At 72.4% G+C, this 26,861-nt stretch carries 24 protein-coding genes and 1 tRNA gene; 9 read left to right on the top strand and 16 right to left on the bottom strand.

Features of this window, described 5'->3' with window-relative positions:
• Positions 1–49: 49 nt before the first annotated feature.
• The 7 genes from ACZ6ZR_RS13435 (at position 50) to ACZ6ZR_RS13405 (ending at position 6,611) form a co-directional block, all read left to right on the top strand.
• On the top strand, positions 50–766 hold the full coding sequence (locus ACZ6ZR_RS13435) for a DUF998 domain-containing protein (protein WP_465642226.1): 717 nt from the start codon (positions 50–52) through the stop codon (positions 764–766).
• Complete coding sequence (locus tag ACZ6ZR_RS13430; protein ID WP_465642225.1) at positions 763–1,647, top strand: alpha/beta fold hydrolase; 885 nt, start codon at positions 763–765, stop codon at positions 1,645–1,647. Before ACZ6ZR_RS13435 ends, ACZ6ZR_RS13430 begins: the two co-directional genes overlap by 4 nt.
• A gap of 339 nt (positions 1,648–1,986) precedes the next feature.
• A complete protein-coding gene (locus ACZ6ZR_RS13425) occupies positions 1,987–3,678 on the top strand; it encodes a sensor histidine kinase (protein ID WP_465642224.1) in 1,692 nt (563 codons plus the stop codon).
• Positions 3,675–4,085, top strand: a complete 411-nt coding sequence (locus ACZ6ZR_RS13420) for a roadblock/LC7 domain-containing protein (protein ID WP_465642223.1) — start codon at positions 3,675–3,677, stop codon at positions 4,083–4,085. Before ACZ6ZR_RS13425 ends, ACZ6ZR_RS13420 begins: the two co-directional genes overlap by 4 nt.
• On the top strand, positions 4,082–4,441 hold the full coding sequence (locus ACZ6ZR_RS13415) for a DUF742 domain-containing protein (RefSeq protein ID WP_465642222.1): 360 nt from the start codon (positions 4,082–4,084) through the stop codon (positions 4,439–4,441). The genes ACZ6ZR_RS13420 and ACZ6ZR_RS13415 overlap by 4 nt, the downstream gene beginning before the upstream one ends.
• Complete coding sequence (locus ACZ6ZR_RS13410; RefSeq protein ID WP_465642221.1) at positions 4,422–5,033, top strand: GTP-binding protein; 612 nt, start codon at positions 4,422–4,424, stop codon at positions 5,031–5,033. The genes ACZ6ZR_RS13415 and ACZ6ZR_RS13410 overlap by 20 nt, the downstream gene beginning before the upstream one ends.
• A 207-nt stretch (positions 5,034–5,240) precedes the next feature.
• The gene (locus ACZ6ZR_RS13405) at positions 5,241–6,611 is read left to right on the top strand and encodes a cytochrome P450 (RefSeq protein ID WP_465642283.1); all 1,371 of its coding nucleotides are present in this window, start codon (positions 5,241–5,243) and stop codon (positions 6,609–6,611) included.
• 232 nt (positions 6,612–6,843) lie between these two features.
• Here ACZ6ZR_RS13405 and ACZ6ZR_RS13400 read toward each other — a convergent pair.
• The 11 genes from ACZ6ZR_RS13400 to nirB form a co-directional block, all read right to left on the bottom strand.
• A tRNA-Lys gene (locus ACZ6ZR_RS13400) sits at positions 6,844–6,917 on the bottom strand.
• Between the two features lie 75 nt (positions 6,918–6,992).
• A complete protein-coding gene (locus ACZ6ZR_RS13395) occupies positions 6,993–8,411 on the bottom strand; it encodes a NarK family nitrate/nitrite MFS transporter (protein ID WP_465642220.1) in 1,419 nt (472 codons plus the stop codon).
• A gap of 22 nt (positions 8,412–8,433) precedes the next feature.
• Entirely contained in the window at positions 8,434–8,787 is a 354-nt protein-coding gene (locus ACZ6ZR_RS13390; RefSeq protein ID WP_465642219.1) for a DUF6755 family protein, read from the bottom strand.
• Positions 8,784–9,401 (bottom strand): QcrA and Rieske domain-containing protein, encoded by a 618-nt coding sequence (locus ACZ6ZR_RS13385; protein ID WP_465642218.1) that lies wholly within the window; start codon positions 9,399–9,401, stop codon positions 8,784–8,786. Before ACZ6ZR_RS13385 ends, ACZ6ZR_RS13390 begins: the two co-directional genes overlap by 4 nt.
• On the bottom strand, positions 9,398–10,051 hold the full coding sequence (locus ACZ6ZR_RS13380) for a 4Fe-4S dicluster domain-containing protein (protein ID WP_465642217.1): 654 nt from the start codon (positions 10,049–10,051) through the stop codon (positions 9,398–9,400). The genes ACZ6ZR_RS13385 and ACZ6ZR_RS13380 overlap by 4 nt, the downstream gene beginning before the upstream one ends.
• A gap of 4 nt (positions 10,052–10,055) precedes the next feature.
• On the bottom strand, positions 10,056–12,347 hold the full coding sequence (locus ACZ6ZR_RS13375) for a molybdopterin oxidoreductase family protein (RefSeq protein ID WP_465642216.1): 2,292 nt from the start codon (positions 12,345–12,347) through the stop codon (positions 10,056–10,058).
• Positions 12,344–13,396 carry an MFS transporter gene (locus ACZ6ZR_RS13370; RefSeq protein ID WP_465642215.1) on the bottom strand — a complete coding sequence of 351 codons (1,053 nt, stop codon included), beginning with the start codon at positions 13,394–13,396 and terminating at the stop codon, positions 12,344–12,346. Before ACZ6ZR_RS13370 ends, ACZ6ZR_RS13375 begins: the two co-directional genes overlap by 4 nt.
• 88 nt (positions 13,397–13,484) lie before the next feature.
• Positions 13,485–14,249: a bestrophin-like domain gene (locus ACZ6ZR_RS13365; protein WP_465642214.1), complete on the bottom strand. Its 765-nt coding sequence runs from the start codon at positions 14,247–14,249 to the stop codon at positions 13,485–13,487.
• Between the two features lie 108 nt (positions 14,250–14,357).
• On the bottom strand, positions 14,358–14,639 hold the full coding sequence (locus ACZ6ZR_RS13360) for a hypothetical protein (protein WP_465642213.1): 282 nt from the start codon (positions 14,637–14,639) through the stop codon (positions 14,358–14,360).
• 95 nt (positions 14,640–14,734) lie between these two features.
• Complete coding sequence (gene nirD, locus ACZ6ZR_RS13355) at positions 14,735–15,073, bottom strand: nitrite reductase small subunit NirD (protein ID WP_465642212.1); 339 nt, start codon at positions 15,071–15,073, stop codon at positions 14,735–14,737.
• Entirely contained in the window at positions 15,073–17,577 is a 2,505-nt protein-coding gene (gene nirB / locus ACZ6ZR_RS13350) for a nitrite reductase large subunit NirB (protein WP_465642211.1), read from the bottom strand. Before nirB ends, nirD begins: the two co-directional genes overlap by 1 nt.
• Before the next feature lie 213 nt (positions 17,578–17,790).
• On the opposite strand from nirB, the gene ACZ6ZR_RS13345 reads away from it, so the two are divergent.
• Both ACZ6ZR_RS13345 and ACZ6ZR_RS13340 read left to right on the top strand, forming a co-directional pair.
• Positions 17,791–18,561: a sirohydrochlorin chelatase gene (locus tag ACZ6ZR_RS13345; RefSeq protein ID WP_465642210.1), complete on the top strand. Its 771-nt coding sequence runs from the start codon at positions 17,791–17,793 to the stop codon at positions 18,559–18,561.
• Between the two features lie 85 nt (positions 18,562–18,646).
• The gene (locus ACZ6ZR_RS13340) at positions 18,647–19,441 is read left to right on the top strand and encodes a phosphotransferase (protein WP_465642209.1); all 795 of its coding nucleotides are present in this window, start codon (positions 18,647–18,649) and stop codon (positions 19,439–19,441) included.
• Between the two features lie 62 nt (positions 19,442–19,503).
• On the opposite strand, the gene ACZ6ZR_RS13335 is transcribed toward ACZ6ZR_RS13340, so the two are convergent.
• From ACZ6ZR_RS13335 to ACZ6ZR_RS13315, 5 genes are all read right to left on the bottom strand, one after another.
• Positions 19,504–21,570, bottom strand: a complete 2,067-nt coding sequence (locus tag ACZ6ZR_RS13335) for a phosphocholine-specific phospholipase C (RefSeq protein ID WP_465642208.1) — start codon at positions 21,568–21,570, stop codon at positions 19,504–19,506.
• Between the two features lie 204 nt (positions 21,571–21,774).
• Complete coding sequence (locus tag ACZ6ZR_RS13330; protein ID WP_465642207.1) at positions 21,775–22,422, bottom strand: pentapeptide repeat-containing protein; 648 nt, start codon at positions 22,420–22,422, stop codon at positions 21,775–21,777.
• Positions 22,423–22,447: 25 nt separating this feature from the next.
• Positions 22,448–23,011 carry an EF-hand domain-containing protein gene (locus tag ACZ6ZR_RS13325; RefSeq protein ID WP_465642206.1) on the bottom strand — a complete coding sequence of 188 codons (564 nt, stop codon included), beginning with the start codon at positions 23,009–23,011 and terminating at the stop codon, positions 22,448–22,450.
• Positions 23,012–23,072: 61 nt separating this feature from the next.
• A complete protein-coding gene (locus ACZ6ZR_RS13320) occupies positions 23,073–24,251 on the bottom strand; it encodes a low temperature requirement protein A (RefSeq protein WP_465642205.1) in 1,179 nt (392 codons plus the stop codon).
• A gap of 462 nt (positions 24,252–24,713) precedes the next feature.
• Positions 24,714–26,414 carry an ABC transporter family substrate-binding protein gene (locus ACZ6ZR_RS13315; protein ID WP_465642204.1) on the bottom strand — a complete coding sequence of 567 codons (1,701 nt, stop codon included), beginning with the start codon at positions 26,412–26,414 and terminating at the stop codon, positions 24,714–24,716.
• Positions 26,415–26,861: the final 447 nt, after the last annotated feature.

Below are 26,861 nucleotides of genomic sequence, written 5' to 3'. Positions count from 1 at the left end.
AATCGGTTTCGCAGGGCCCCAGCAAGGAGACAGCCCCTAGGCTGACCGGATGTCCAGCAGCGCAGCCGTCCGCGCCGTCCGCGCGCTTCTCCTGCTCAGCGCCTTCGCCTACACGGCCTGGGTGCTGGAGGTGGTCCTGAGTACCGGGCTCGACCCGGTGCAGACCTACGTCAGTGAGCTCGCCGCGGAGGACCAGCCGCTGGGCGGTCTCTTCCGGGCCACCGACCTGGTCGCCGGGGTGGCGCTGCTGGCCGGGGCGGGGACGGCGCTGTGGCGCCTGGAGCGGCGGCCCTGGTCGGTGGCGGGATGGGCGGCGCTGGCCCTGTTCGGTCTGGCCACGGCGGTGGACTCGCGGCTGCCGCTGAGCTGCACCCCGACCGCAGACCCGGAGTGCGCGGCCCGGGAGACCGCCGGTCTGGTGCCCGCCACCCACACCGCGCACGCGATCAGCAGCAGCCTGGCCATGGTCGGGGCGATCGGTGCCGCGGTGCTGCTGACCGTGGCGGCCCGCCGGTACGGCTGGTGGCGTCCGCTGGCCCGGTGCGGGCCCTGGCTGGTGGCGGCCGAGCTGCTCGCCACGGCCTGGAGCCTGGGCGCGATCGCCGCCTTCGAGGCCGGCCGCGGCACGTGGACCCTGGGGGCGGGCCAGCGTTCGCAGATCCTGCTGATCGCGGTCTGGGTGGCGGTCCTCGCGGTGAGCGTCGGCGGTTCGAGGCGCCCGGCGGAGGAGAGGCAGGGCGAGACGGTGGAGGGGCGGTGGTCGTGACCAGCAGGGAGCGGGAAGCGGACGGGGAGCGGTTCGTCCGGGTGGACGGCCGGGCCGTGCACGTCCGGATCTCCGGGCGGGGGCCGTTGGCGGTGCTGAGCGGAGGGCTCGGCTGTTGCTGGTTCGACTGGGACGCGGTGGTGCCGCTGCTCGAACCGCACCGGACGGTGGTCCGCTTCGACCGCCCCGGGCACGGGCTCAGCGAGCCCTCGCCGGAGCCGCCCACCGCGCGCGGTGAGGCGGACCGGATCGCCGGTCTGCTCGACGGCCTGGTCCGGGAGAAGTTGCTGGACGGCCCGGACGCCGAGGCGCCGGTCACCGTGGTCGGGCACTCGATCGCCGCGTTCCACGTCGAGGCCTTCGCCCGGCTGTATCCGGAGCGGACCGCAGCCCTGGTGCTGCTGGACGGTTCGACCGAGCCGCAGGCGCGGCCCGCGCCCGCCCGGGCCGTCCGGGACCTGACGGCCCGTACGGTCGGCGCGGCGCTGGCCGCCGCCGGGCTGCCGTACCTGCTGGGCCCGTCGGCCCGCCGGGCGGTGGCCGCCGCCACCACGCTCGGGCACCGCGACCCGGCGCCGCCGGAGCTGGTGCGGCGCTGCTACCGGACGGGCCGGATGCTCCGCTCGGTGCTGGCCGAGAACACCCGCTACCTGGACGTGGCCGCCGAGTTGGACGTGCTCCGGCGCACCACCCCGCTGCGGGCCCCCGCCCTCGTGCTGGCGGCCGCGACCCGCCCGGGCGGGCGATGGCTGGGCCGGCAGCGGGAGTTGGCGGAGCTGCTCGGGGCCGAGTACCGGGAGGCGGTGCCGGCCGGGCACCTGCTGATGTGGGACCGCCCGGAGACGGTGGCGGCGGCAGTGCTGGACGCCCCGCACCTGTGACGCACCCGGGATGCACCCGGGATGCACCCGGTACGAGGCTGCGAAGCCAGGAGTGAGGCCGGCCGCGACGCCCATGGTGCGCGCCCCTAGGGGCGCGCGGGCGTCGGCGCGCTCTCCTCGGGTGTGATCTGTGCCCAAATAGCCGCGAGAAAGCCCCAAATCTGGTAGGCCGATGGTGTATTGAGACTCCGTCAGGGAGATCCGCAAAACCGGCTATGCTTCCTTCGATCCGGCCCGCCCCGCCCATGTCAGAAACGGGTGGAGTGGCTGGAGAGGGCCCCTTCCAAGGCCGGTACGCGGTCCGATGTTCCGTACACCTTCCGACAGTTGAGGACGCTGATGCTTGGTGCTGGATCGTCATCCGGGGATCGGCGCCCCGCGGCCGGGCTGGGATGGCTCCTGCCCACCACGCTGACCGCGGCGGCGGCCGTCGTGGCCACCGTGCTGATGGACAACACCGCACGCTGGGCCGTCGGTTGGTGCGGGGGAGTGGCCACCCTGATAGTCGCCGTGGTGGCCGCCGAGTCGGCCCGCCGCGGGCGGGCGCTGGCCACCTTCCAGGAGCGGGCGGCCCGTCAGGAGGCCGAGCTCAGGCAGCAGTTGGCCGATCAGGAGGAGCAGACCGCCCGGCTGGCCGAGGCGCTGCCGCAGGCGGTGGCCCGGCTCCAGGGCGGCGAGTTCCTGGAGGACGTGCTGCGCGAGTCGGGTTCCGGCTCCGGTTCGGCCGGCTTCCAGCAGGCCCGCCACGCGGTGCTGCGCACCGTGCTGGAGGCGGTGGACGCGGAGGAGGGTCTGCGTGAGTCCGCGCAGCGCGCGTTCGTGAACATCGCGCGCCGGGTGCAGGCGATCGTGCACCGGCAGGCCCAGGACCTCCGGGAGATGGAGGACCGGCACGGCAACGACCCGGCGGTCTTCGAGGACCTGCTGCGGCTGGACCACGGGAACGCGCTGGTGGGCCGCCTGGCGGACTCCATCGCGGTGCTCGGCGGGGCCCGCCCCGGCCGCCAGTGGAACAAGGGCGTCCCGCTCTACAGCGTCCTGCGCGGCGCGGTCTCCCGGATCCTCGACTACCAGCGGGTGGAGCTGCACCCGGTCTCCGAGGTGGCCGTGGTCGGCCCGGCGGTCGAGCCGCTGATCCACGCGCTGGCCGAGCTGTTGGACAACGCGACCCGCTACTCGCCGCCGCAGACCAACGTGCACCTGACGGCGGTCGAGGTGCAGACCGGCATCGCGATCGAGATCGAGGACGGCGGCCTCAGCCTCAGCGAGGAGGGCCGGGCCCGGGCCGAGCGGATGCTCCGCGACGCGCAGGAGGGCATCGACCTCAAGGACCTCGGCGAGACTCCGCGCCTCGGCCTGGCCGTGGTCGGGCGCCTCGCGCAGGCGTACGGCTTCCAGGTCTCGCTGCGGCCGTCCGCGTACGGCGGCGTGCGCGCGGTGCTGATCGTCCCTCAGGACCTGCTGACCGCGACCCCGGCCAGTTCGGACTGGGCGCACGGCATCGGCGCCGTCTCCGGCCCGCGCCCCGCCGCCCGTCCGGCCGTCGCGGCGGCCCCGTCGGCACCGGCCCGCGCGGCGGTCGGCGGCCCCCGCCAGTCCCTGACCGGCGGCCAGGCCCGGCCCGAGCACAGCTGGGCCGACGACGCCCCCGTGGTGGTGACCGAGCGGGCCGCCAACGGGCTTCCGCAGCGCCGCCGCCACGCCCGTCCGGTCCCGCCGGCCCAGCCGGCCGCGCCGGCCCCGTTGGCGCAGCGCTCCGCCGCGCAGTACCCGGCCGCGCAGCAGCACCCGGGGCAGCACCACACCGGCCAGTACCCCACCGGGCAGTACCCGACGGGGCAGTACCCCGCCGCGCAGTACCCCTCCGCTCCCGCCCGGGCAGCCGCCCAGGCCGCCCCCGCCGCCGAGCCGGTCCAGCCGGGCATGTGGCTGGCAGCCTTCAGCGAAGGCGTGAACGGCCAGTCGGAGCGGACCAGTGACCAGTCGTCAGGTACCACAGGCAGTACCACGGGCAGTAAGGGTGAGCAGTGATTCAGCAGCGGGCCAACATGGACTGGATGCTCAAGGAGCTGGCCGAGAGCGTTCCGCAGACCCGGAACGTCGTGGTTCTCTCGTCGGACGGGCTGCGGATGGCCCAGTACGGTGCCGACACCGACACCGACACGGCGGACCGGCTGGCCGCGGCCTGCGCCGGCCTGCAGAGCCTGGCCACCGCGATCGGCACCGAGTTCCCGCACGGGGACGGCCGGATGCGGCTGGTGGTGATCGAGATCTCCGGGGGCTTCTTCTACCTGATGGCGGCCGGGGCCCGGGCCTACCTCGCGGTGCTGGCCGACGAGGGCGTGGACGCGGGGCTGATGGGCCAGCGGATGCGTGACCTGGTCGCCCGGATCGGCGAGCACCTCAGCACACCCGTCCGCGGCGAGCAGGTCGCATGACCGAGGCCGGGACGGAGTGGGACGAGGGCAACCCGGAGCGCCTGTACGTGATCACCCGCGGCCGTAGCGGGGCGACCGAGCGGACCGTGCTCGACCTGGTCACCCTGATCATCGCCAAGTCCCGCCCGCAGCCCGTGATGCAGCCCGAGCAGGCGGCGATCCTACGGCTGTGCGAGTCCCCCCTCTCGGTGGCGGAGGTCTCCGCCCACCTGTCCCTGCCGATGAGCGTGGTCACCGTCCTGCTGGCCGACCTGCTGGCCGAGGACCGGGTCGAGGCGCGGGCGCCCGTCCCCAAGGCCGAACTCCCCGACCGTGCCCTGATCGAAGCGGTGATGAATGGACTCCAGAGGCTCTGACGCCCTCGCCTCCCGCGGCCCCGCCGCCGTGGACGTGCTGCCGGACACGGTGGCCACCGCCGTCAAGGTGGTGATCGTGGGCGGGTTCGGCGTCGGCAAGACCACGCTGGTCGGTTCGGTGAGCGAGATCCGTCCGCTGACCACCGAGGAGACGATGACCCAGGCGGGCGCGGGCGTCGACGACACCGAGGGCATCGAGCGCAAGACCTCCACCACGGTGGCGATGGACTTCGGCCGGATCAGTATCAGCGAGGAGCTGGTGCTCTACCTCTTCGGCACCCCCGGCCAGCAGCGCTTCTGGTTCCTCTGGAACGGCCTCTTCGAGGGCGCGCTGGGCGCGGTGGTGTTGGTGGACACCCGCCGGCTGGAGGTCAGCTTCGACGTGATCGGGCGGCTGGAGGAGCGCGGCGTCCCCTTCGTGGTCGCGGTCAACGGCTTCCCGGAAGCGCCGGGTTACCCCCTCGACGAGCTGCGCGGCGCCCTCGACCTGCCCGACGAGGTCCCGATCGTGCTCTGCGACGCGCGCAGCCGGGAGTCCAGCCGCGACGTGCTGCTCGCCCTGATGCGCTACCTGTACTCGCTCACCTCCTGACGGGCCTTCCGACGACCGTCCGAAGGCCCCGTCCCCGCTCACCTGACGCGTCGTCACCCTGCCGACGCGTCACCGTCCCGTCTGCCCACCCCCGGGAGCCCACCCCGGGGGACACACCCCGGAGACCCAGTGACCACCACCGACGGCCCGTTCGAGACCCCGCTCGACGGCTCGCCCACCCCGCCGCCCGGCTGCCCCGCCCACGGCATGGCCACCGGCGGGTACGGCCCCGGCGGGATCCGCCGCCTGTACGGCCCGGAGGCCGAGGCCGACCCGAGCGGCCTGTACGAGAAGCTGCGTGCCGAGCACGGCCCGGTGGCGCCGGTGCTGCTCCACGGCGACCTGCCCGCCTGGATGGTGCTCGGCCACTCGGCCAACCTCACCGCGATGCGCAACCCGTCCCGGTTCTCCCGGGACTCCCGCCGCTGGTCGGCCTTCCAGCACAACGAGGTGGCGATGGACTCGCCGCTGATGCCGGTGCTGGCCTGGCAGCCGCTCTGCCTGTTCGCCGACGGGGCCGAGCACCGCCGCCTGCGCGGCGCCGTCACCGACGGCCTGGACCGCTTCGACCGCCGTGGCATCCGCCGCCACGTGACCCGCTTCGCCGACCAGCTGGTGGACGGCTTCACCGGCGCGGGCACGGTCGACCTGGTGACGCAGTTCGCCGAGCACCTGCCGATGCTGGTGGTGACCCAGCTGATCGGCATGCCGGAGGAGTACGGCCCCCAACTGGTCACCGCCGCCCGGGACATGATGCTCGGCACCGCGAGCGCCATCGCCAGCAACGACTACGTGACGGCGACGCTGCGCCAGCTGGTGGACCGCAAGCGCCTGGAGCCCGGCAACGACCTGGCCAGCTGGCTGATCCAGCACGAGGCCGCGCTGACCGAGGACGAGATCGTCGAGCACCTGCGCCTGGTGCTGCTCGCCGCCAACGAGACCACCGTCAACCTGATCGCCGACACCCTGCGGATGGTCCTCACCGACTCCCGCTTCCGGGCCAACCTCTCCGGCGGCCACATGACCCTGCCGGACGCGCTCGACCAGGTGCTCTGGGACAGCCCGCCGCTGTCGATGATCCCCGGCCGCTGGGCCACCATCGACACCGACCTGGGGGGTCAGCAGATCCGGGCGGGCGACATGCTGCTGCTCGGCCTGGCGGCCGGCAACGTGGACCCCGAGGTCCGCCCCGACCTCAACACCCCGCTGTACGGCAACCGTTCGCACCTGGCGTTCAGCGGCGGCCCGCACGAGTGCCCCGGCCAGGACGTCGGCCGGGCGATCGCCGAGACCGGCATCGACGTGCTGCTCACCCGCCTCCCCGACCTGCGGCTGGCCGTCCCGGAGGAGCAGCTGAACTGGAGCGGTGCGTGGCTGGCCCGCCACCTGACCGGCCTCCCCGTCCGCTTCACCCCCGGCCGCCCCAAGGCCGCCGCCGAGCCCGACCCCACCGAGGCCCTGGCCCCCGCCCCGGCCCGGCCCGCAGCGGCGGAACCGGTCGCCACCGTCCCGCAGCAGCGCCAGCGGCAGCGCCGCAGCTGGTGGCGCGTCCTCACCGCCTTGGTCCGCCGCAGCTGACCACTGCGGCCCGCCAGGGCAGCGCCCCAGGGGCGCGAGGCTCTGCTGATTTGCGGCTCCGCCGCGGGGCGCGCAGGGGAACGGCAGCACCTGCAACTGGCCGACGGCGGGTCAGTTGCGGGTGCGCCGCCTCCCGACTCGCGCAGTTCCTCGCGCCCCGGCATCACCACCCGGTGGCCGCGCAACGCAAGAAGGCCCCCCATCCGTCGATGGGAGGCCTTCCGACTGTCTGTGCGCCGCCAGGGACTCGAACCCCGGACCCGCTGATTAAGAGTCAGCTGCTCTAACCAACTGAGCTAGCGGCGCCTGCTGACGTCGGAGACTCTACGCGATCGGGGCGCCCCGACGGAAATCGTGACGCCCCGACCACGGAGAGCCGTGTCAGCTGGGGGCCTCGGCCCCCTTGCGGGCGTAGAACCACCAGCAGACGACCAGGCAGACGGCGTAGAAGCCGACGAAGACCCAGAGGGAGCTGGTGACGGGGAAGAGGGCGAACATCGCGGGGATGAAGAAGAAGCCGAAGGCGGCGATGGAGGCGGAGAAGCCGGTGACGGCGCCGGCCTCCATCTCGGCCTGGTGGCGGGCCTCCTCCTGGGCGTCCGGATCGGGGCCGGCGGCGGCGCGGTGCTGGTTGAGGAAGATGACCGGGATCTGGCGGAAGGTGGAGCCGTTGCCGATGCCGGAGAAGAAGAAGGCGCAGAGGAAGCCGACGTAGAAGACCCAGAAATTGCCCTGGTTCCCGCCCGACGGCAGGGCGTTGATCACCACCACGATCGAGGCGCCCATCCCGATGAACGAGATGATGGTGCACCAGGCGCCGCCGACCTTGTCGGCGATCCAGCCGCCGAGCCAGCGGGTGAGGGCGCCGATGAAGGGGCCGACCCAGGCGTAGGTGGTGGCGGAGTACGCGGAGTCGATCGGCGTGAAGGTGGTGTTGATCAGGTTCGGCAGGGCGGAGGCGAAGCCGATGAAGGAGCCGAAGGTGCCGACGTAGAGCAGGGTCATCAGCCAGTTGTGCTTGCGCTTGAAGATGATCTTCTGCTTGGAGAACGGGGCGGCCGCGACCTTGAGGTCGTTCATCAGGAACCAGGCCGCCAGCGCCATCAGCACCAGTAGCGGGACCCAGAGGAAGGCGCCGTTCTGCAGCCAGACCTCGGTGCCGTCCTTCTGCTTCTGCGGCCCGCCGGCCGGCGGGCCCAGGATGCCCGCGGTGATCACGATCGGCGCGACCAGCTGCACCACGCTGACGCCGAGGTTGCCCAGGCCGCCGTTGATGCCGTTGGCGTTGCCCTTCTTCGCCTTGGGGAAGAAGAAGCCGATGTTGACCATCGAGGAGGAGAAGTTGGCGCCGCCGACGCCGCAGAGCGCGGCGATCACCACCATCACCCAGTACGGGGTCGAGGTGTCCTGCACCGCGAAGCCCAGCCAGAGCAGCGGCCCGATCAGGACGACGGTGGAGAGCGCCGTCCACCTCCGCTCGCCGACCACCGGGCCGACGAAGGTGTAGACGAGCCGGCCGAGCCCGCCGGTCAGGCCGGGGATGGCGGTCAGCCAGAACTTCTGCGAGTCGCTGAAGGTGAAGCCGACCTTGCTCAGCTGGACCACCGTCACCGACCAGACCTGCCAGACCACGAAGGCCAGCAGCAGGGCGGGCACCGAGACCCAGAGGTTGCGGTTGGCGACCTTGGAGCCGGTGACGGCCCAGAAGGACGGGTCCTCGGGCTCCCAGGTGGTGATGGTGCTGCCGGGGCCGTAGCTCTCCCGGCGGTGACTGCGGGACTTCTGGTCGAGGGTGCTCAACTAGGCCGTCCTATGGGGGAGTTCAGTGGTCGCGCGGCGAGATTCGCCACGCCAGCAGCACGACCAGGAAGGAGGCGGCCGAGAAGCCGGTGCACCACCAGGCGGTGGCGGTCTCGCCCTTCATCCAGGCGTTGGTGGCCACCGTCAGGGCCCACAGCTGGCCGATCACGATGGTGATCGCCAGCACCAGCCGGGCGGTCAGGACGGCCGAGCGCTCCGGTTCCTGCTCGGTGCCCGCGCCGGGCCCGGGCCCGGTCCGGGTGACCCGGGGGTCGGCGTAGCCGCTGGTGGCCCGGATCTGCGGGTAGCGCTCCTCGACCGGGCGGTTCAGCCGCGGCTGTTCGCTGCCGGGGTGGTAGTCCTCCGGATAGGTCATGACGCTCCCTCGGCGGCGTTGCAGCCGGCCCGTTCGGCCAGCACCGGGTTGTCCTCGCGCAGGCCGCGGCAGAGCCCGGCGCGTTCGGTCTCGCCGGAGCGGGCGGTGCCGATCGCCCAGACCGCGCCCTGCTCGTCCTCGACCACGATCACCCGGGGCAGCGGGCGGGGCGGCGGGCCGGCCGTCACCTCGCCGGTCCGGGCGCTGAAGATCCCTTCGTGGCACGGGCAGTAGAGCTCGCCCTCGCTGCCGCGCTCCTTGCGCCAGAGCACGCCGCAGGCCAGGTGGGTGCAGACGGTGGAGTAGCCGACCACGGTGCCGTCCATCAGCCGGATGGCCATCGCCCGGTCGTGCTCGCCGGGGTAGTTGAAGGTCACCGCCTGACCCCGGGTCAGTTTCTCGGCGACCTTGAGCGGGGGAGCGCTGCCGTCGCCGTGCCGGTGCAGCACCCCGGCGGAGACCACGGTGGAGCCGACCACCAGGCCGCCGGAGACGGTGGCCATGATCCGCAGGTAGTCCCGGCGGGTGGTCAGCGAGTCCGCGCTGATCCGGTCCACCAGGGCGGCGTGCTCCTCGGAGAGTCCGTCCTGCGAGGGTGCCTGAGGGGTGGTCACAGCGCTCCGTTCCCGGGCGTGGCACGCCCGTTGACCTCGATCACGTCGAGTGCGGGGTAGCCGCCGGGCACGGCGGCGCCGTTGAAGGCGCCCGTGCCGGTGGTGCCCTCCCGGCGTTCGGCGGGCACCACCATGGCGACGCCGGTGGAGACGGTGACGTCGCCGAAGGCGAAGAGGGTGGAGACGTCGACGCCCGGCCGCTCGGCCTGGAGCTCCTCGATGGTGCCGTAGAACAGTGCCCCGGTCGGGCAGACCGTCGCGCACATCGGGGCCAGGCCGTAACTGGTGCGGTCGTAGCAGAGGTTGCACTTCATCTGGAGCTTGGCCTCGAGGTCGATCTTCGGGACCCCGAACGGACAGGCGTTGACGCAGTTCGCGCAGCCGATGCACCTGGTCGGGTCCGCCTCCTGGACCACGCCGTCGGCGGTGATCAGGATGGCGTCCGCCGGGCAGACCTCGGCGCACGGGGCGACCGGGTCCTCGCAGTGCATGCAGACCGTGGGCATCGAGGCCACGGTGTGGCCCTCGTCCGGGTAGTCGAGGTGGATCATCGACTTGCCCCGGTGCGAGTCGCACTCCCGGCAGGCCGAGACGCAGGCCTGGCAGCCGATGCAGCGGCCCGGGTCGATGAAGATGGTGCGTCCCAACATGGCGTCAGCTCCTCTCCGCTGTGCCGCGGCCCTGGGGCGAGGTCGGCGGCAGCGGGTCGGTCCGTGAGGCCTGGGCCTCGGGGTACGCCTCCCGGCCCGGCGGGGTCGGCGGCGCGGGCACCTCGTCCAGGTCGGCGGCCCGTTCGATCCGGACGGCGCAGACCTTGTACTCCGGGATCTTGGAGCGCGGGTCGAGGGCGTCGATGGTCAGCGCGTTGGCCGCCACCGGGTAGGGCCAGTGGTACGGCACGAAGACGTGGTCGGCCCGGATCGCCTCGGTGACCAGGGCGGGCAGCACCGACTCGCCGCGCCGGGTGACCACCCGGACCGGATCGCCGGTGCGGAAGCCGTGCGAGGGGTGGATCTCCACCCAGGGGCGCGGGGTCTGCTCCACCAGGGCGCCCAGCCGCCGGGTCTGATTGCCCGACAGGAAGTGCGCCACCGTCCGGCCGGTGGTCAGGGTCATCGGGAAGTTCTCGTCGTACGGGTCGGCCGGCGGGTGCCACTCGACCGTCTGGAGGTGCACCTTGCCGTCGGCGTGGTAGGTCTTCCCGCCCTCGAACAGCCGTGGGGTGCCCGGGTGTTCGGTGTCCGGGCAGGGCCAGGCGATGCCGCCGGTCTCCTCCAGCCGCTGGTAGGTGATGCCGTAGTAGTCGTTGACGGTGCCCCGGGAGGCGATCCGCAGCTCCTCGAAGACCTCTTCGGAGCCGGCGAAGTCGAACTTGTCGCCCACCCCGAGCCGGCGGGCCAGCTCGCACATCACCCAGGTGTCGGTGCGCACCCCGGCCGGGGGCTCCTGGGCCTTGTTGTGCTTGACCACCCGGGCCTCGGCGTTGGCCATCACGCCCTCGTCCTCGGCCCAGGTGGTGACCGGGAAGACCACGTGGGCGTTCTGCGCCGTCTCGGAGAGGAAGAAGTCGAACTGGGCGTGGAACTCCAGGGTGTCGTAGCCGTCCTTCACCACCGCGTAGTTGGGCAGCGAGACGAAGGGGTTGTTGCAGATGCCGATCAGGCCGCGGATCTCCTGGCGCTGCATCTGCCAGACCATCTCCATCATCGAGGTGCCGGCCTTCGGCAGCTCGGACTCCTCGATGCCCCAGATCTCGCAGATCTGCCGCCGGTGCTCGGGGTCGTTGATGGAGCGCCCGCCGGGCAGCAGGTCGGACTTCTGGCCGTGCTCGCGTCCGCCCTGCCCGTTGCCCTGGCCGGTGATGGTGCCGTAGCCGGCCCCGGGCTTGCCGAGGTTTCCGGTGGCGGCGCACAGGTTGATGACGGTCAGGCAGTTCTCCACCCCCTGGGTGTGGTGCTCGATGCCGCGGGCGTGCCAGGCCATCGCCTTCCCGGCGGTGCCGAACATCCGTGCCACCTCGACCACTTGGGACTCCGGGATGCCGCAGACCTCGGCCGCCCGGCTCGGCGGGTAGGCCTTGACGGTGGCCTTCAGCTCCTCCCAGCCGGTGCAGTGGGCGGCGATGAAGGCGTCGTCGGTCAGGCCGTCCTCGATCACCACGTTCAGCACCGCGTTGAAGAAGACCGCGTCGGTGCCCGAGCGCAGCGCCACGTGCACGTCGGCGGTGCGGGCCACCGCCGTCTCCCGGGGGTCGATCACGATCAGCTTGGCGCCCCGGTCCCGGGCGCCCCAGAGGTACTGGGTCATCACCGGGAAGCACTCGCCGACGTTGGAGCCGGCGATCAGGAGGCAGTCGGTCTGCAGGATGTCGGAGAACGGGTTGCCCGCGCGGTCGATCCCGAAGGCCAGCTTGTTCGCCCCGGCCGCGCTCACCATGCAGAGCCGCCCGTTGTAGTCCACGTGCCGGGACTTGAGTGCGACCCGGGCGAACTTGCCCACCAGGTAGGTCTTCTCGGAGAACAGGCTGGCCCCGCCGAGCAGGCCGAAGGCGTCCGCCCCGTGCGCGGCCTGGATCCGGCGGATCTCGTTGACCGTGTGGTCCAGCGCCTGCTCCCAACTCACCTGCCGGAAGGGCTCGTCACGGCTGCGCCGCATCAGCGGGGCGGCGAGGCGGTCGGGGTGGTTGACCTGCTGGTAGGCGTTGATGCCCTTGGGGCACAGGCGCATCCGGTTGATGTCGTGGTTGCGCGGCTCGACGCCGAACACCTTGCCGTGGCCGTCCACCCGCAGGTACATCCCGCACTGCACCCCGCAGAAGCAGCAGTGGGTGGGCACCAGGGTCTGCTCGGTCTGGTCGGCCCGCCAGGCGGCGGCGGGCAGGCCGCCGGCGTCCCGGAAGTTGCGGGTGCCGCGCGGGGCGACGGTCGGGTCCACACGCTCGCTCAACGGTCGAAGCCCTTCTTCACCTGGGAGAGGTAGGCGCCGCCGCGCAGCACCCGCTTGCAGCGCGGGCAGTACTCCGCCCACTGGTCGAAGCCGAGCCGCAGGTCCTGCATGGTGGCGCGCAGGTTGGCCACGTACTCGGGGGTGTCGATCGGCTCGCCGCAGTTCTTGCAGGCGAACAGGTCGTCGGGAGCGTCCGGGTCCTTCTTCTTCGAGGTGTACTTGAACAGCTGCATGCCGACCGCCGCCGGGCGCTGCACGATGTGGAAGAACTTGCCGAACGGCAGGTACACCAGGGTGAGCACCACCGAGACCATGTGCAGCAGGGCCAGGAACTCGTAGCCGCCGCCGTGCAGGAAGATCGACGAGAAGGTCAGCAGCAGGCCGGTCACCGAGATGGTGATCAGGGCCAGCAGCGGGACGAAGTCGTAGCCGAAGCGCTGGCCGGTGGTGGCCTCGCGGTCGCGCATCCGGCGCCAGAGGAAGTAGCCGGCCCCGGCGATCACCAGCACGGCCGCCAGGTCCAGGCCGTGGTACATCGCCCAGCCGAAGAAGGAGTCGGAGGCGAAGCCGAGCACCTTGAAGCCCCAGATCCGCATCTCGTAGCCGGGGCCGGCCGCGCTGGAGGCGGTGAAGGTGAACCAGCCCCAGGTCAGCGGGAAGGTGATCGCGGCGGCCAGCAGGCAGCCCCAGAACATGAGTTGGTGGGCCGCCCAGCGGGCGTGCGAGCGGGCGCCGAGGAACTTCTGGAAGCCCAGGTAGGTGACGATCATCTTCGGCAGCGCGGTCGGGGCCCGGCGCAGGTTCTGCCAGGAGAGCGCCGAGCGCCACCCCTGGGTGAACAGCCGGCGGGCGGCCGGGGCGGAGACCCAGACCACGTAGCGGTAGACCACCCCGAAGGTGAGGAAGACCGTCGCCACCGCGTACGGCACCAGGGCCGAGTCGAAGTCCCTGAGGCCGCGGCTGCCGAGCACGATCGCGGCCAGCAGGAGCAGCGTCGCCCCCGTGGCCACCAACGACGCCCGCACCGCCACCGACTGACGCTGTGCCACCGGCCCACTCCTTCTGCTCGACTGTTTCGCAAGCTACTGACGGCCCGTCGGGTCCGCGCGCGGAGTGGGCCGCTGGAGTGAGCCCCGCTCAGCCCCGGGGCGGGGGCAGCCGGGAGAGGAAGACCTCGAAGGAGGTCGGGTCGATCCCGTACAGGCCGTCGAAGGGGTAGTTCATCTCCTTCACCGCGATCACCAGCAGCGAGATCAGCCCGGTCGTGCAGACCACCAGCAGGATCTGCGCCCGCACGCTGCTCATCCCGAACAGCAGGGTCAGCCCGACCGTCACCAGCCCGCCGATGATCAGCGCCCCCCAGAGCAGCGACGGCACCACGTCGTCGATCTGGTTCAGCCGGGCCCGGCGGGCACTGGCCAGCTCCTCCACGTCCGTCACCAGGTGCTGGTAGACGCCCTGCTGGCGGGTGTCGGCGCCCGGTTGGAAGCCCAGCGCCACCTCCCGGATGCGGTAGACCAGCGCGGTGCAGTCCGGGTCGGTGCCGTGCCGGGCCATCAGGCCCCACTCCTGGCCGACCACCTGGTGGGCGTAGCCGAGGGTCAGCCGCTCCAGCTCGGGGCCCTCCGGGAGCGGCATCTGCCGGGACAGCCAGTAGACCCCGGCCAGCGCGTCCGCCTCCTTGAAGGTGGTGGCCTTGGCCGCCTCGTTGTTCTCCCAGACCACGATCACCACGAAGGCCAGCAGCACCGCGTACAGCACCCCGACCATCGAGAACAGCACCCCGCCGACCTCGTTGTACGCCAACCTCTTGGCGAGGGGCACCCGCCGGCGGATCACCAGCAGAACCGCGGCCACCACCAGCATCGGAACGATGAGAATGGCGATGTCCGCCGGGCTCACCGGCGATCCCCGGATGACGGGGTGTCAGCTCTTGTCGGCATGGCCCATTCTCTGCACGGACGCACGGACGCGCGCGAGCGGAGGTGCTCCGTGTGGCGGCCTGCGGGCTCAGACCATCCGGTGCCGTCCGGCCGACCGCACCTCACGCCGGTGGCCCGCCCAGCCGGCCACCGCCAGCAGGGTGCACGCCCAGACGGCGCAGAACACCGCCAGTGCGATCGCGTTGCCGCCCATCTGCACCGCGACCAGGACCAGGCCCACCGAGAGCGACAGCAGCACCGCCACCGTGGCCGTCTGCACGTCCTCCAGCGCGCGCCAGTACCCGCGCGGCCCGCCCACCGGCCGTGGCCTGGCGTACCGCTCCGGGCCGAACTCCGCCTGCGGTTCCATCCCGCTCACCTCCCAGTACCAGGGACCTCTCCAGCGTGCACCCGGGGCCCCTGGTCAACCACCAGGGGCCCCGGGCACGGGGGAGCGGGGCCGGGCTAGCCGACCTGGACGGGGTAGACCGGGAGGGCGGTGTCCGGGTCGTCCAGGCAGACGCCGCTGCGCAGGTCGAAGGTCTGCTTGTGCATGGGGGAGGCCACGGTGGGGACGCCGTCCACGCTGCCGGTGATGCCGTCGGCGATCACGTCGGCGTGCGAGAACGGGTCGCGGTTGCCGACGGCGTAGACCTCGCCGCCCGGCGTCCGGAAGACGGCGGCCTGCTCGCCCCGGGGGAGGAGGGCGGCGACCCCGCAGGAGGGTTCGAGCTCCTCGTAGGCGCAGACGGTGACCCATGCGCCGTCGGGGGACTGGACCTGGACCTGGCCGGTGCGGTTCATCACTGCTCCTGGAGGGCGGGGGCGGGGGCGGTGGAAATCGGGCCGTCGAGGAAGGTGACGGGGTCGGCGGGGGCGTTGACGAAGGGGGCGAAGGCGCGGAGCTTGGCCGGGTCGTCCAGGACGGCCTTCCACTCGTCCTGGTAGGCCGCCACGTGGCGCTCGGCCTGGGCCTCCAGCTCCGTGGCCAGCCCGAGCGAGTCCTCGGCCACGACCGCGCGGACGTGGCCGAGGCCGAGCCGCTCCAGCCAGGCGGCGGTGCGCTCCAGCCGTTCGCCGGTGCGGGCGTAGTACATCAGGAAGCGGTCGGTGAGCCGGAGCAGCTCCTCGGTGGAGAGGTCCGGGGCCAGCAGGTCGGCGTGCCGGGGGGTGGTGCCGCCGTTGCCGCCGACGTAGAGGTTCCAGCCCTTGGCGGTGGCGATCACGCCGATGTCCTTGCCCCGGGCCTCGGCGCACTCGCGCAGGCAGCCGGAGACCCCGCCCTTGACCTTGTGCGGGGTGCGCAGGCCCCGGTAGCGCAGCTCCAGGTCGATCGCCAGCTGGACCGAGTCGCCCTGGCCGAAGCGGCACCAGCGGCTGCCCACGCAGGACTTCACGGTGCGCAGCGACTTGCCGTAGGCGTGGCCGGACTCGAAACCGGCGTCCACCAACCGCCGCCAGACGGCCGGGAGTTGCTCCCTCCGGGCGCCGAAGAGGTCGATCCGCTGGCCGCCGGTGACCTTGGTGTGGAGCCCGAAGTCGCGGGCCACCTCGCCGATCGCGATCAGCTGCTCGGCGGTCAGCTCGCCGCCGGGGATGCGCGGCACCACCGAGTAGCTGCCGTCCTTCTGGAGGTTGGCCAGGTAGCGGTCGTTGGAGTCCTGGAGGCCGCGCTGCCCCGGGTCGAGCACGTGCCGCAGCCCGAGCTCGGGCCCGAGGGTGGCCAGCACCGAGCCGACCACCGGCTTGCAGACCGCGCAGCCGTCCTCGGCGCCGTTGCCGTGCTCGGCCAGGACTTCGGCGAAGGAGGTCGACTTCCCTGCGGCGACGGCCTGGTAGAGCTCGGCGCGGGAGAGCGCGAAGTGCTCGCACAGGCCCGGGCGGCGCCGCACGCCGAAGCCGTCGAGCAGGGACTGCAGGGTGCCGGTGCAACCGCCGCAGCCGGTACCGGCCTTGGTGCAGGCCTTCAGCCCGGAGAGCTCGGTGACGCCCTCGGCCACGGCGGCCCGGACGGCGCCCTTGGTGACGTTGTGACAGCTGCAGACCACCGCCTCGTCCGGCAGCAGCTCGGCCCCGGGCGGGGGCTCGGCACCCGCCGGGAGGAGGAACGACTCGGGGGCGGCCGGGAGTTCGGCCCCGGTGTGCGGGCGCAGCAGCCCGTACGCGGCGGCGTCGCCGACCAGGATGCCGCCGAGCAGCCGGCCGTCGGCGCCCAGCACCAGCTTCTTGTAGACCCCGGAACCGGAGTCGGAGAACTGCACCTCGACGGCCCGGCCGCCGGCCGCGAACGGGTCCCCGAAGCTGGCCACGTCGGCGCCGAGCAGCTTGAGCTTGGTGTCGGTGTCGGCGCCCTCGAAGGAGAGCTCGCCGCCGCCGTGCAGCTGTTCGGCCACCACCTCGGCCATCTGGTAGCCGGGGGCCACCAGGCCGTACACCCGGCCGTCGCAGGTCTGGGCGCACTCGCCGACGGCGTAGACCGCCGGATCGGTGGTGCGGCAGTACCGGTCCACCGCGACGCCGCCCCGGTCGCCGCAGAGCAGCCCGGCCTCCCGGGCCAGCCGGTCCCGGGGGCGGACGCCCGCCGAGAACACCACCAGGTCGGCGTCGACCAGCCGGCCGTCGCTCAGCCGCAGGCCGTCGGTGACGCCGTCGGCGTCCAGCTCGATCCGCTGGGCCCCGACGCCGGTGTGCACGCCGATGCCCATCCCCTCGACCGCACCGCGCAGGGCGGCGCCGCCGCCCTCGTCCAGTTGGAGCGGCATCAGCCGGGGCGCGAACTCGACCACGCCGGTGCGCAGCCCCAGGCTGCGCAGCGCCCCGGCCGCCTCCAGGCCGAGCAGGCCGCCGCCGACCACCACCCCGCTGCGGGCGCCGGCCGCCGCGTAGGCGGTGATCGCGTCCACGTCCTCCAGGGTGCGGTAGCCGAAGCAGCCCGGGGCGTCCGCGCCGGGCACCGGGGGCACGAAGGGGTAGGAGCCGGTGGCCAGCACCAGGGCGTCGTAGCCGACGGTGCGGCCGCCCTCGGTGGTGACGGTCCGCCGGGCGGTGTCCACGGCGGCGGCCGGGTCGCCGAGGTGCAGCTCGATGCCGTGCTCCGTGAAGAACTCCGGTGTGGCGAGGGCGAGTTCGTCGGGTGAGGTGCCGGTGAAGCGGGCCGAGAGGTGCACCCGGTCGTAGGCGGCGCGGCTCTCCTCGGCGAGCACCACGGCCCGCCAGTCCCGCTCGAAGGCCCCGCGCTCGGCCAGGGCGGCGAGCAGGCGCTGGCCCACCATGCCGTGTCCGACGAGGACCAGGGTCTTGGTCGTCATGGTGCGTGCTCCTCCTGCGCGGGTGCTCCTGTCTCCGACGGTAGTTCCGGGGTGGGGTGCGGCCCACGAGTAAAGGACCCGACCACCAGGGACCTTGGGCCCGAATGACACATGGGGAGAGGCGCGGCGGGACCTTCGGCCCCGGAGCCGGTGGCCTCGGCCCGGTCCGGGGACCGGCCCCGGCTCCCTAGCGTGGAGGTGAGGAGGAACCCGATGAGCGTCTTCGCGCAGGTCCGTGAACCGGGGCCGCTGCCGGCGGCCGGGTGCAGCGGGCCGCCCCTGGTCCTGGCCGTGCACGGCAGCGCCGCCCCGGCGGCGGTCCGCACGGTGGCCCGGCTCGGCTCTCGGCTCGCCGGTCTGACCGGGCGTCACCCCGTGGTGGGACACCTGGACGTACAGGTCCCCTCGCTGGCCGAGGCGCTCGGCCGGCTCGCGGGCGAGGCCGTGGTGGTGCCGCTGCTGCTCGGCGACGGCTTCCACCGCGCGGTGGACGTCCCGGGCGTGGTCGCCGCCGCCACCGGCGTGCGGGCCGTGGTCACCCCGGGCCTGAGCGGCGCCGCCGCCTCGATCGGACTGGCACTGCACGGGCGGCTGCGGGAGGCCGAGGAACGGGCCGGCGGCCGGGCCGACGCCGTGGTGGTGGCCGCCGCCGGCTCCACCCGCGAGGGCGGCAACGACGGCGCGCTGGCCGCCGCCGCCCAGCTGGGGCAGCTGCTCGGCGGCACCGTCCCGGTCCGCACCGCCTACTGCTCCGCGGCCCGGCCCACCGTCCCGCACGCGGTCGCCGAGCTCCGGGCCGAGGGGCACCGCCGGGTCGCGGTCGCCGCCCACCTGCTTGCCCCGGGCCGCTTCACCGCCGCCCTCCCCGCCACCGGCGCCTGGGCCGTCACCGCCCCGCTCGCCGACCACCCGCTGATCGCCCGCGCGGTCCTGCGCCGCTACGCCCTCGGCCGGCGCGAGCTCCTCACGGCGGACCCGAACTGACACACCGTCGACCGACCCCGCCGTCCCGTCGCCCGGGCCCTATAAAACGTTTGGACCCGAAGGGCCCCACGGTGACAATGACGGGATGACTACGCCGCAGGGTCCGGTCGCGGTACCGGAGTTCGTCCGTGAGTACGCCGCAGGCCGCCCCGTGCGGGCCGTCTGGGAGAACGAGCTCGGCGGTCTGACCTTCCAAGTCGGTCTCGGCGAGCGCGAGTTCGTGAAGTGGAACCCGGCCGGGAACACCATCGACCTGTCCGCCGAGGCGGCACGGCTGGCCTGGGCCGCGCCCTACGCGACGGTGCCCCGGGTGCTGGAGCGGGGTGCGGACGGGGGCGGCAGCTGGCTGGTCACCGAGGGCCTGGCCGGCCGGTCGGCGGTGGACGAGCGGTGGCGGCGGGAGCCGGAGCGCGCGGTGCGCGCGCTCGGGGCCGGGCTGCGCCGGCTGCACGAGGCGCTGCCGGTGGCGGACTGCCCGTTCGACTGGTCGGTGCCCGCCCGGCTGGCCTCGGTGCACGCCAGGGTCGCCGCCGGGCTGGTCGAACCGGCTTGCTGGCCCGAGGAGTTGGAGTACGTCGGAAGCGTCCGGCGGGCGCTCGAACTGCTGGCGGACGCCCCGCCGGTGGACCGCCTGGTGGTCTGCCACGGTGACGCCTGCGCCCCCAACACCCTGATCGACGAGGACGGCACCGCCTCCGGCCACGTGGACCTGGGCGCCCTCGGGGTGGCCGACCGCTGGGCCGACCTGGCGATCGCCACCTGGAGCACGCGGTGGAACTACGGCCCCGGCTGGGAGGAGCCCCTGCTGGAGGCCTACGGGGTGGCGCCCGATCCGGAGCGCACCGCCTACTACCGGCTGCTCTGGGAGCTCTCGGACTGAGCGGGCCGGGCGCCGGAAACCGGGCCCCGCCCCCGGGGAGGAGGGCGGAGCCCGACGAGGCGTCAGCCGGTGATGCTGGGCAGGCCGGTCTCCAGGTGACCGGTGAAGCGCTGGGACCAGGAGGAGTCCGAGCTGACGGTGACCGTGAAGTCGTACCAACCGTTCTGGTAGGCGACGGCGTTGAAGTAGTCGCTGGTGTTGCCGCCGGGCTGGACGGTGTAGGTCCACGGCCCGTCGGTGCGGTAGTTGTTCGGGGTGACGGTGAAGGTCACGGCCGAGCTGCCCGCGTTGGCGAGGCGGAACCAGAGGGCGAGCTTGCCGGTGTCCGGCGCGTTCGCGTACGAGGCGGTGACGGTGACGCTCGTGCCGGCCTTGGTGGCGTCGCCCTTGAAGCGGCGCAGGAAGCGGTTCGGGCCGGTGACGCTCAGGTCGTACGGGCCGTTGCCGAAGTTGGTGCCGCAGTTGAAGAAGTCGCTGGTGGAGCCGGACGGGTCCACCGTGTACTGCCACGGGCCGCCGCTGCGGTAGGCGTTGGCGTAGGCCGCGAAGTGGGTGGCGCTGGTGGCCGCGGCGCCCTCGTTGGCCATCTTGATCCAGACCTTCATCACCCCGCCCGAGCCGAACTCCAGGTGGTCCAGGTTGGCGTTGGGCTGGTACGGCAGGGCGCGGGCGGGCCGGGTGCCGGGCTCCTGGAGCGGGAGCGCGTTGTTGGCGGGGGAGGGGTTGGGCAGCGGGCCGCAGGTGGACTGGCCGATCACGAAGGAGGTGTCGGGCAGCGCGGGCATCCCGTAGACCGGGTGGGCGAAGTCGAACATGCCGGTCAGGTCGCCGGTCACCTTGCGCCGCCAGGCGGAGATGTTCGGGCAGACCGCGGGCTTGCCGAGGGCGGCCGTCCAGCGCTCCAGGAAGCGCAGTACCGAGGTGTGGTCGAAGACCTCCGAGGAGACCCAACCGCCGCGGCTCCAGGGCGAGATGGCGACCATCGGGACCCGGAAGCCGAGGCCGACCGGCTGGCCGTTGTAGAACTCCCCGGGCGTCCCGGCGACCGGCACCGGCGGCGGCACGTGGTCGAAGAAGCCGTCGTTCTCGTCGTAGTTGAGGAACATCACGCTGGAGTTGAAGACCGCCGGGTCGGCGTTGAGCGCGTCCATCACCAGGTGCACGAAGTGCGCGCCGTCGTTCGGCGGCGCGTAGGGGTGCTCGGAGGAGGCCTCGTCGGCGACCACCCAGACCACCTGCGGCAGCGTCCCGCCCAGCACGTCGGCGCGGATCGCGGCGGCGATGTCCTCCGGGGTCTTGCCGGTCACCTTGGGCACCGAGCCCATGCCCTTGACCTTGAGCGGGCTGCCGGCCGGGGCGTCGGTGAACTGCTTGAAGTAGGCCAAGGCGTTGTCGCCGTAGTTGTCGGAGGCGTTCTGGTAGAGCTTCCAGCTCACCCCGGCGTTCTCCAGCGCCTCGGCGTAGGTCTGCCAGCGCAGGCCGGACTCGTCGCCGCCGTTGTAGGCCGGGCCGCCCGCCTTGCCGTCCGGGTCGATCTGGCCGCTCCAGTGGAAGGTGCGGTTGGGGCCGGTGGCGCTCAGCGTGGAGCTGAAGTAGGCGTCGCCGACGGTCCAGTTGTCGGCCAGCGCGTAGTGGAACGGGATGTCCTTGCGGTTGAGGTAACCGAGCGCGCGGACACTGGACTTGGCGGCCACCCAGTTGTCCATCCGGCCGGTGTTCCAGGCGCTGTGCTGGTCGTTCCAGGAGTGCGCGAGGTCGCCGTTGCACTGGGCCAGCCGCTCCGGGGTCTGGCCGCCGGCCGCCTTGGTGGCGCTGAACAGCCACGGGTACTGACGGCTCAGCCCGTTCGGCTGGTTGAAGACGCTGAACCCGCCGGGGATCTGGATCGCGGACCGGTCGCCGAAGCCCCGGACACCCTGGAGGGTGCCGAAGTAGTGGTCGAAGCTCCGGTTCTCCTGCATCAGGATCACGATGTGCTTGGCGTCGGTCAGCGTGCCGGTGGCGTCCAGGCCGAACTGCTCCGCCGCCTCCGCCGCTCCGCCGCCGACCGTGGCCGACCCGGCGACGGCGGCCCCCGCCGCCGCGGTCGCCGACAGTGCCATGAACTTCCTACGACTCAGCTCGGACATCCCGCAGCCCGTCCCTTCGCTCCACAGAAGCCGCTGGTGGTGGCCGGTGTTGTCTGCACACGTTGTGTGCACGCCATCGGCCGAGCGGAATCTTTGCGCAGGTCGCGGCCGGTGGCCATGACTTTCCATCAAGGCTTGTTGGACTGTTCAACGCCCGGTCGCCGAGCGAAGGCGAGATGAACGCGGGGCGTGTGCCGGTCGGTCTCAGTCCTTGACGGTGATGCCCAGGGCGTGGGCGAACTGCGGGGCCAGTTCGAAGAGTTGGGCCGAGCCGAGGATGGCGCCGCGCAGTCCGTGCGGGCCGTCGGTGAGGCCGAGGGAGCGGGCGCCGCGGAAGTCGGCCTGCTTGAGCACGGCGCCGGACAGCCGGACCTCCTCCAGGGTGGAGCCCGGGAAGGAGACGTCGGTCAGCTTGGCCTCGCCGAAGTCCACGTCCCGCAGCAGGCAGTCCTCGAAGACCACGTCCCGCAGCACCGAGCCGCGCAGGTTGACCGCCTCCAGCTTGCACTGGCGCAGCACCACCCGGCGGATCGCCGAGCCGTAGGCGGTGAGCCCCGCGAGCACCGTGGAGACCAGGCCCGCGTCCTGCCACTCGCTCTCCACGCAGTCCACCGCGATCCAGCGGCTGCCCTGCACCCAGACCTCGTTGAACCGGGCCTGCCGCATCCGCGCCCCCGACAGCTCGGTGCCGGTGAACGCGCACTCCAGGAAGCTCGACCCGCCGGCCGAGACCGTCTCCAGCGCGCCTTCGAACCGCACGGTGTCGTAGCGGTCGCCGCGCAGCGGGCCGGTGTGCGGGGTGAGCAGGTGCGCGTACGGCAGGTCGTCGAGCTGGTCGGGGACGGACTGCACGGCGGGGCCTCCTGGGGATGGCGAGTTACCGGGCGAAGGCCGGGTTGCCCGCCCACCAGTTGCCGGGGGCCTCGGGGTCGCGGCTGCTCCAGTACTCCACCACGGCCTGGACGAACTCCTCACGGGAGAGCGTACCGTTGCCGTCCAGGTCGAGCCGGGAGAAGGCCAGGTCGGTGGTCTCCCGGGAGAGGTCCGGGAAGTGGCCGCGCTGGAAGGCGTGGAACGCGTCCGGGTCGACCACCCCGTTGCCGTCGGCGTCCGCGATCTCGTGGAAGGCCTCGGCCAGCGCGCCGACGGTGGCCCGGGCGGCGGCCGGGTCGTCCGCCAGGCCCAGGGTGCTGGTGACGAACTCCTCCCGGGTGATCTCCTCGGTGCCGGGCGGCAGGGTCGGCAGGTGCAGCTCGCGCCAGATCCGCAGGTAGCCGTCGACGATCCGGGCCTCCTCCGGGGAGCCCTCCCGGTGGCCCAGCGCGCGGGCGCCGTCCCGGCCCATCAGCACGTGGTCGGCCTCGGTGAGCCGGCCGTCGCCGTCACGGTCCAACTGGTCGAAGCCGTAATCGATCTTGGCGCGGAGCAGGTCCTCGGTCATGGTGTCCTCCGGTGTCGGGCCGGGCCGTTGCGGGGCCCTCGGGGTGGAACGAGCGGGCCGGTCAGTGGTCACGGGTCTCGTGCGAGGCCAGCGCCAGGCCCAGGGCGACGGTGGCCGCGCAGACCAACCCGGCTGCCAGGGTGGCGTGTTCGCCGAGGAAGGTGCAGGCCAGTACGGCCACCGAGGCGGCCGGCAGCAGCACCTGGCCGACCCCGCTCTTGACGTGCCGGGAGTGCAGCGCCCAGACGGTGAGCAGGAAGAGCGCGGTGGGCACGGTGACGGCGGCGGCCGCCGGGACGGCGCTGATGTGCGCCTTGTGGGTGGCGTACTCGATCGCCACCTCCAGGCCGGCCCCGATCGCGGCGGCCGAGCCGAGCACCAGGTAGTGGCCGTAACCCCAGAGGAAGGAGCGGCGGTTGGAGGTGAGGATGTGGTGCACCGGGCGGGCGAAGTAGATCCACCACGCGGAGAAGCAGATCAGGATGCCGCCCGCGGCGAGCGGGATCAGCTCGCCCAGCGCCTCGTGCTCGTCGATGGCGGTCTGCATCGCGATGGTGGCGGCGGCGACCGTCTCGCCGAGCACGATGATGGTGAACAGGCCGTACCGCTCGGCGATGTGGTGCGGGTGCCAGGCCGACTGGGTGTGCAGCTCGGCCAGCGCCGGGACGGAGAGCTCGGCCACGATGCCGAGCGGCAGCACCCAGCCGAGCGCGCTGTCGGGCACCAACAGCACCAGCACCCAGCCGAGTTGGCAGATGGTGATGCCGATCGCGTAGCGCAGGGCCATGGTCCGCGCCCCGCCGGTCTCGGAGGCGGCCGCGCGCAGCCACTGGGTGACCATGGCCAGGCGCATCACCAGGTAGCCGACCACGGACAGGGTGAGGTCCCGGGTGTCGAACATCCGGGGCACCCCGGCGGCCAGGATCAGCACGCCGGTGATCTGCACCAGGGTGGTCACCCGGTACGGCACGTCGTCCACGTCGTAGGCGGAGGCGAACCAGGAGAAGTTCATCCAGGCCCACCAGATGGCGAAGAAGGCGAACGCGTAGCCGAACAGCCCGGCCCCCAGGTGCCCTTCGGCCAGGTCGTGCGCCAGCTGCTTCCCGGCCTGGGCGACCGCCACCACGAAGCAGAGGTCGAAGAAGAGCTCCAGCGGGGTCGCCATCCGGTGGCCCTCGTCCTTGCTGCGCGCGGTCATCCGCCGGAACGCGGCGGGCTGGGAAGGAAGGTCTCTGCTCATGGGGCCACCTGGCGCTCGGCGCGGTTCCGGACGCAGTGATCCTGGCAGTCCGTCACCTCCGGCGCACGTATCCCGGCGACACGCCGTATATCCGACTTATGGTCCTTCTGTCCTGCTGTCAGCGTCAGTTGACGGTGGAGTGCGCGAACCGGGTGAACGGACCGCCGGAACCCGGGCGCGCCCCGCCCACGGGGTCGGTTCCACCCTGTTTGGCCGGATAGATTCCTCCGCAGTGGCAAGGACGACGCGGGCGGACTTCGGGCAATGCGGAAGGTCAAGGCCGGTGGCGGAACACGGGGGCGGGCACACCGCATCCCCCGTGCCGTCGGCCTCGTGATCACCGCGCTGCCCGGCTGCGCCGCCGCACGTCGGGGTGCCGCCGCACCGCCATGCCCGGCTCCGGCCGGGCCGGGGCGGTGCGCGGCGGCGGTCGCCGCCGCGCGGCCCCCTCCGCCGAGGGCGCTACTTCTCCCAGCCCACCTTGGTGATGTCGGTGCTGGCCAGGCTGCCGGCCCCGAAGTTGGCCAGGCCCTTGCGCACCGCCACGATGCTCGGGCGCTGGTAGAGCTCCAGGGTGTGGGCCAGCTCCCAGATCTTGGCGTCGGCCTCGTTGTAGAGCTTGTCGGCCTCGGCCCGGTCCAGCGTCCCGGCGGCGGTGCGCAGCAGGGTGTCGATCTCCGGGGTGGCCAGCTTGGAGTAGTTCCCGAACACGTTGTCGCCCTGCGGGGCGCGGTAGTTGGGGACGCCGGCGGAGAGCGGGAAGGAGCCGGTGTTCCGCCAGCTGGCCAGGTCGAACTTGCCCTGGTTGATGTACTTGGCGAAGTACTCCTTGCTCGGCACCTTGTCCAGGGTCAGCTTCACGCCGACCTGCTGGAGCATCGACTGCACGGCGGTGGCCATGTCGGTCTGGGCCTGGGTGGAGCCGTCGCTGACCACGTAGTGCAGCTCCAGCGCCGCGCCGTCCTTGGTGCGCGGCTGGCCGGCCGAGGTCTCCTTCCAACCGGCCTTCTCCAGCAGCTCCTTGGCCTTGGCCGGGTCGGTCTTGGCCCAGTCGCCGGAGTTGTTCCGGTAGCCGCTCTGGTTGGTCATGTAGAGGTGGTTGTCCAGCGGCTTGAACTCCACCGGCACGCCCGCGTTCACGATCTTGATCAGCGCGGCGCGGTCCAGCGCCTTGGTGAGGGCCTGACGCACCGTCTGGTCGGCCAGTGCGCCGTTGCCGCCGAAGGAGATGTGCACCTCGTCCCACGGGGTGCCGGTGCGGATCACGCCGTCCTTGGCGTCCTTGAGCTGGCCGTAGGCGGTGGCGGTGCCGGCCGAGGCGTAGTCCACCTCGTTGTTGAGGAAGGCCTGGGTGATCGCCGAGCTGGCCAGCACCCGGTAGGTGATCTTGTCCAGCTTCGGCTTCGGGCCCCACCACTCCGGGTTGGGCACCAGGGTGATGGTCTGCGCGGTCTTGTCCAGGGTCCCGATCTTGAACGGGCCGCCCCAGACCGGGACCTTCTCGACCCAGCCGTCGTTGAACGCGTCCGGGGTGGAGATGCCGGAGGCCGGCAGCAGCGGGTTGAAGAGGTTCTGCCAGTCCGCGTACGGCTTGTCGAAGGTGACCTTCACCTCCAGCGCGTCCGCGCCCTGCTCCACGGCGGAGATCTGCTCGTAGCCGGAGGAGTCGGCGATGTTGTACGCCGGGTTCTTCCCGTTCGTGGACTCCCAGACGGCCTTGAAGTCCTGGTAGGAGAGCTGCTTGCCGTCCGACCACTTGGCCTTCGGGTTGAGCTTGTACGTCACCACCTGCGGCGACTTGGAGGTCACCTCGGCCGAGACCAGGTACTCCGGCACCGGGTTGAACACGCCCTTGGCGTCGGTGCGGAACAGCTGGGCCTGGGTGTAGGTCATGATCTCGACCGCGTCGCCGTACCGGCCGTCCACCTGGTACGGGTTCCACTGGGTGATCCACTGCTGGAGCGGCGGGCGGAACTCGCCGCCGTCCCTGATCTTCTCCACCGGCTGCGGGTTGTTGTCCTCGGCGTCCTGCGTCGGCACCACGTTCTTCGCCACGTCGCCACCCGAGCCGGAGCCGGCCGAGCTGCACCCCGTGACGGCGAGCGCCACGGCGGCGGCGAGCACGGCGAATCTGCGGAGGCTGGTGCTGGTGATGGAGTCCATGGGGTTCCCCCAAGAGAAGAGAATTTTTGGGTGCCGCCAGGTGTGGCGGGAGTTGAACGTGGGCAGCCAAGTCGGTGTTCGGCCAGCAGAACGTAACAGCGGATCAGTGCTCTTACCAGGGGGTCTCGTTCACACCTGATCAGAACGACACGTGGCGCAACGCGGCGGCAACGTGCGCTTCGTACTGCGCTGGAACACTGATCCAACCCACCCCAGAACAAAGGTAGTTCGTCATGTCGTCCAGGGGACCGAGACCCGGCTCCGGCGGTGCACGGTGATCCGTTACATAGCCAAGCGCCTCGGCTACCACGCCGTGCTGCTGGTCGTCGCCGTCTTCCTCGCCTATGCGCTCTCCAGCGCCGCACTCGGCCCCCGGGCCTACTTCGAGGCCAAGCAGCCGCGCCCCTCCGCCGCCTCGGTGGACCGCCAGCTGACCGCCCTGAACAT

This window comes from Kitasatospora sp. NPDC088742 (genome assembly GCF_055584905.1).
The sequence above is the reverse complement of the archived record's forward strand: the minus strand, read 5'-3'. Positions and strand labels throughout refer to the sequence as shown.

Bases quoted from the DNA above. Each gene is read 5' to 3' on its own strand.
- ACZ6ZR_RS13410 (WP_465642221.1), top strand. From the start codon at position 4,422: ATGGACTCCAGAGGCTCTGACGCCCTCGCCTCCCGCGGCCCCGCCGCC.
- ACZ6ZR_RS13320 (WP_465642205.1), bottom strand. From the start codon at position 24,251: ATGAGCAGAGACCTTCCTTCCCAGCCCGCCGCGTTCCGGCGGATGACC.
- ACZ6ZR_RS13415 (WP_465642222.1), top strand. From the start codon at position 4,082: ATGACCGAGGCCGGGACGGAGTGGGACGAGGGCAACCCGGAGCGCCTG.
- ACZ6ZR_RS13360 (WP_465642213.1), bottom strand. From the start codon at position 14,639: ATGGAACCGCAGGCGGAGTTCGGCCCGGAGCGGTACGCCAGGCCACGG.
- ACZ6ZR_RS13380 (WP_465642217.1), bottom strand. From the start codon at position 10,051: ATGTTGGGACGCACCATCTTCATCGACCCGGGCCGCTGCATCGGCTGC.
- ACZ6ZR_RS13345 (WP_465642210.1), top strand. From the start codon at position 17,791: ATGAGCGTCTTCGCGCAGGTCCGTGAACCGGGGCCGCTGCCGGCGGCC.
- nirB (WP_465642211.1), bottom strand. From the start codon at position 17,577: ATGACGACCAAGACCCTGGTCCTCGTCGGACACGGCATGGTGGGCCAG.
- ACZ6ZR_RS13435 (WP_465642226.1), top strand. From the start codon at position 50: ATGTCCAGCAGCGCAGCCGTCCGCGCCGTCCGCGCGCTTCTCCTGCTC.
- ACZ6ZR_RS13405 (WP_465642283.1), top strand. From the start codon at position 5,241: ATGGCCACCGGCGGGTACGGCCCCGGCGGGATCCGCCGCCTGTACGGC.
- ACZ6ZR_RS13325 (WP_465642206.1), bottom strand. From the start codon at position 23,011: ATGACCGAGGACCTGCTCCGCGCCAAGATCGATTACGGCTTCGACCAG.
- ACZ6ZR_RS13425 (WP_465642224.1), top strand. From the start codon at position 1,987: ATGCTTGGTGCTGGATCGTCATCCGGGGATCGGCGCCCCGCGGCCGGG.
- nirD (WP_465642212.1), bottom strand. From the start codon at position 15,073: ATGAACCGCACCGGCCAGGTCCAGGTCCAGTCCCCCGACGGCGCATGG.
- ACZ6ZR_RS13390 (WP_465642219.1), bottom strand. From the start codon at position 8,787: ATGACCTATCCGGAGGACTACCACCCCGGCAGCGAACAGCCGCGGCTG.
- ACZ6ZR_RS13340 (WP_465642209.1), top strand. From the start codon at position 18,647: ATGACTACGCCGCAGGGTCCGGTCGCGGTACCGGAGTTCGTCCGTGAG.
- ACZ6ZR_RS13335 (WP_465642208.1), bottom strand. From the start codon at position 21,570: ATGTCCGAGCTGAGTCGTAGGAAGTTCATGGCACTGTCGGCGACCGCG.
- ACZ6ZR_RS13315 (WP_465642204.1), bottom strand. From the start codon at position 26,414: ATGGACTCCATCACCAGCACCAGCCTCCGCAGATTCGCCGTGCTCGCC.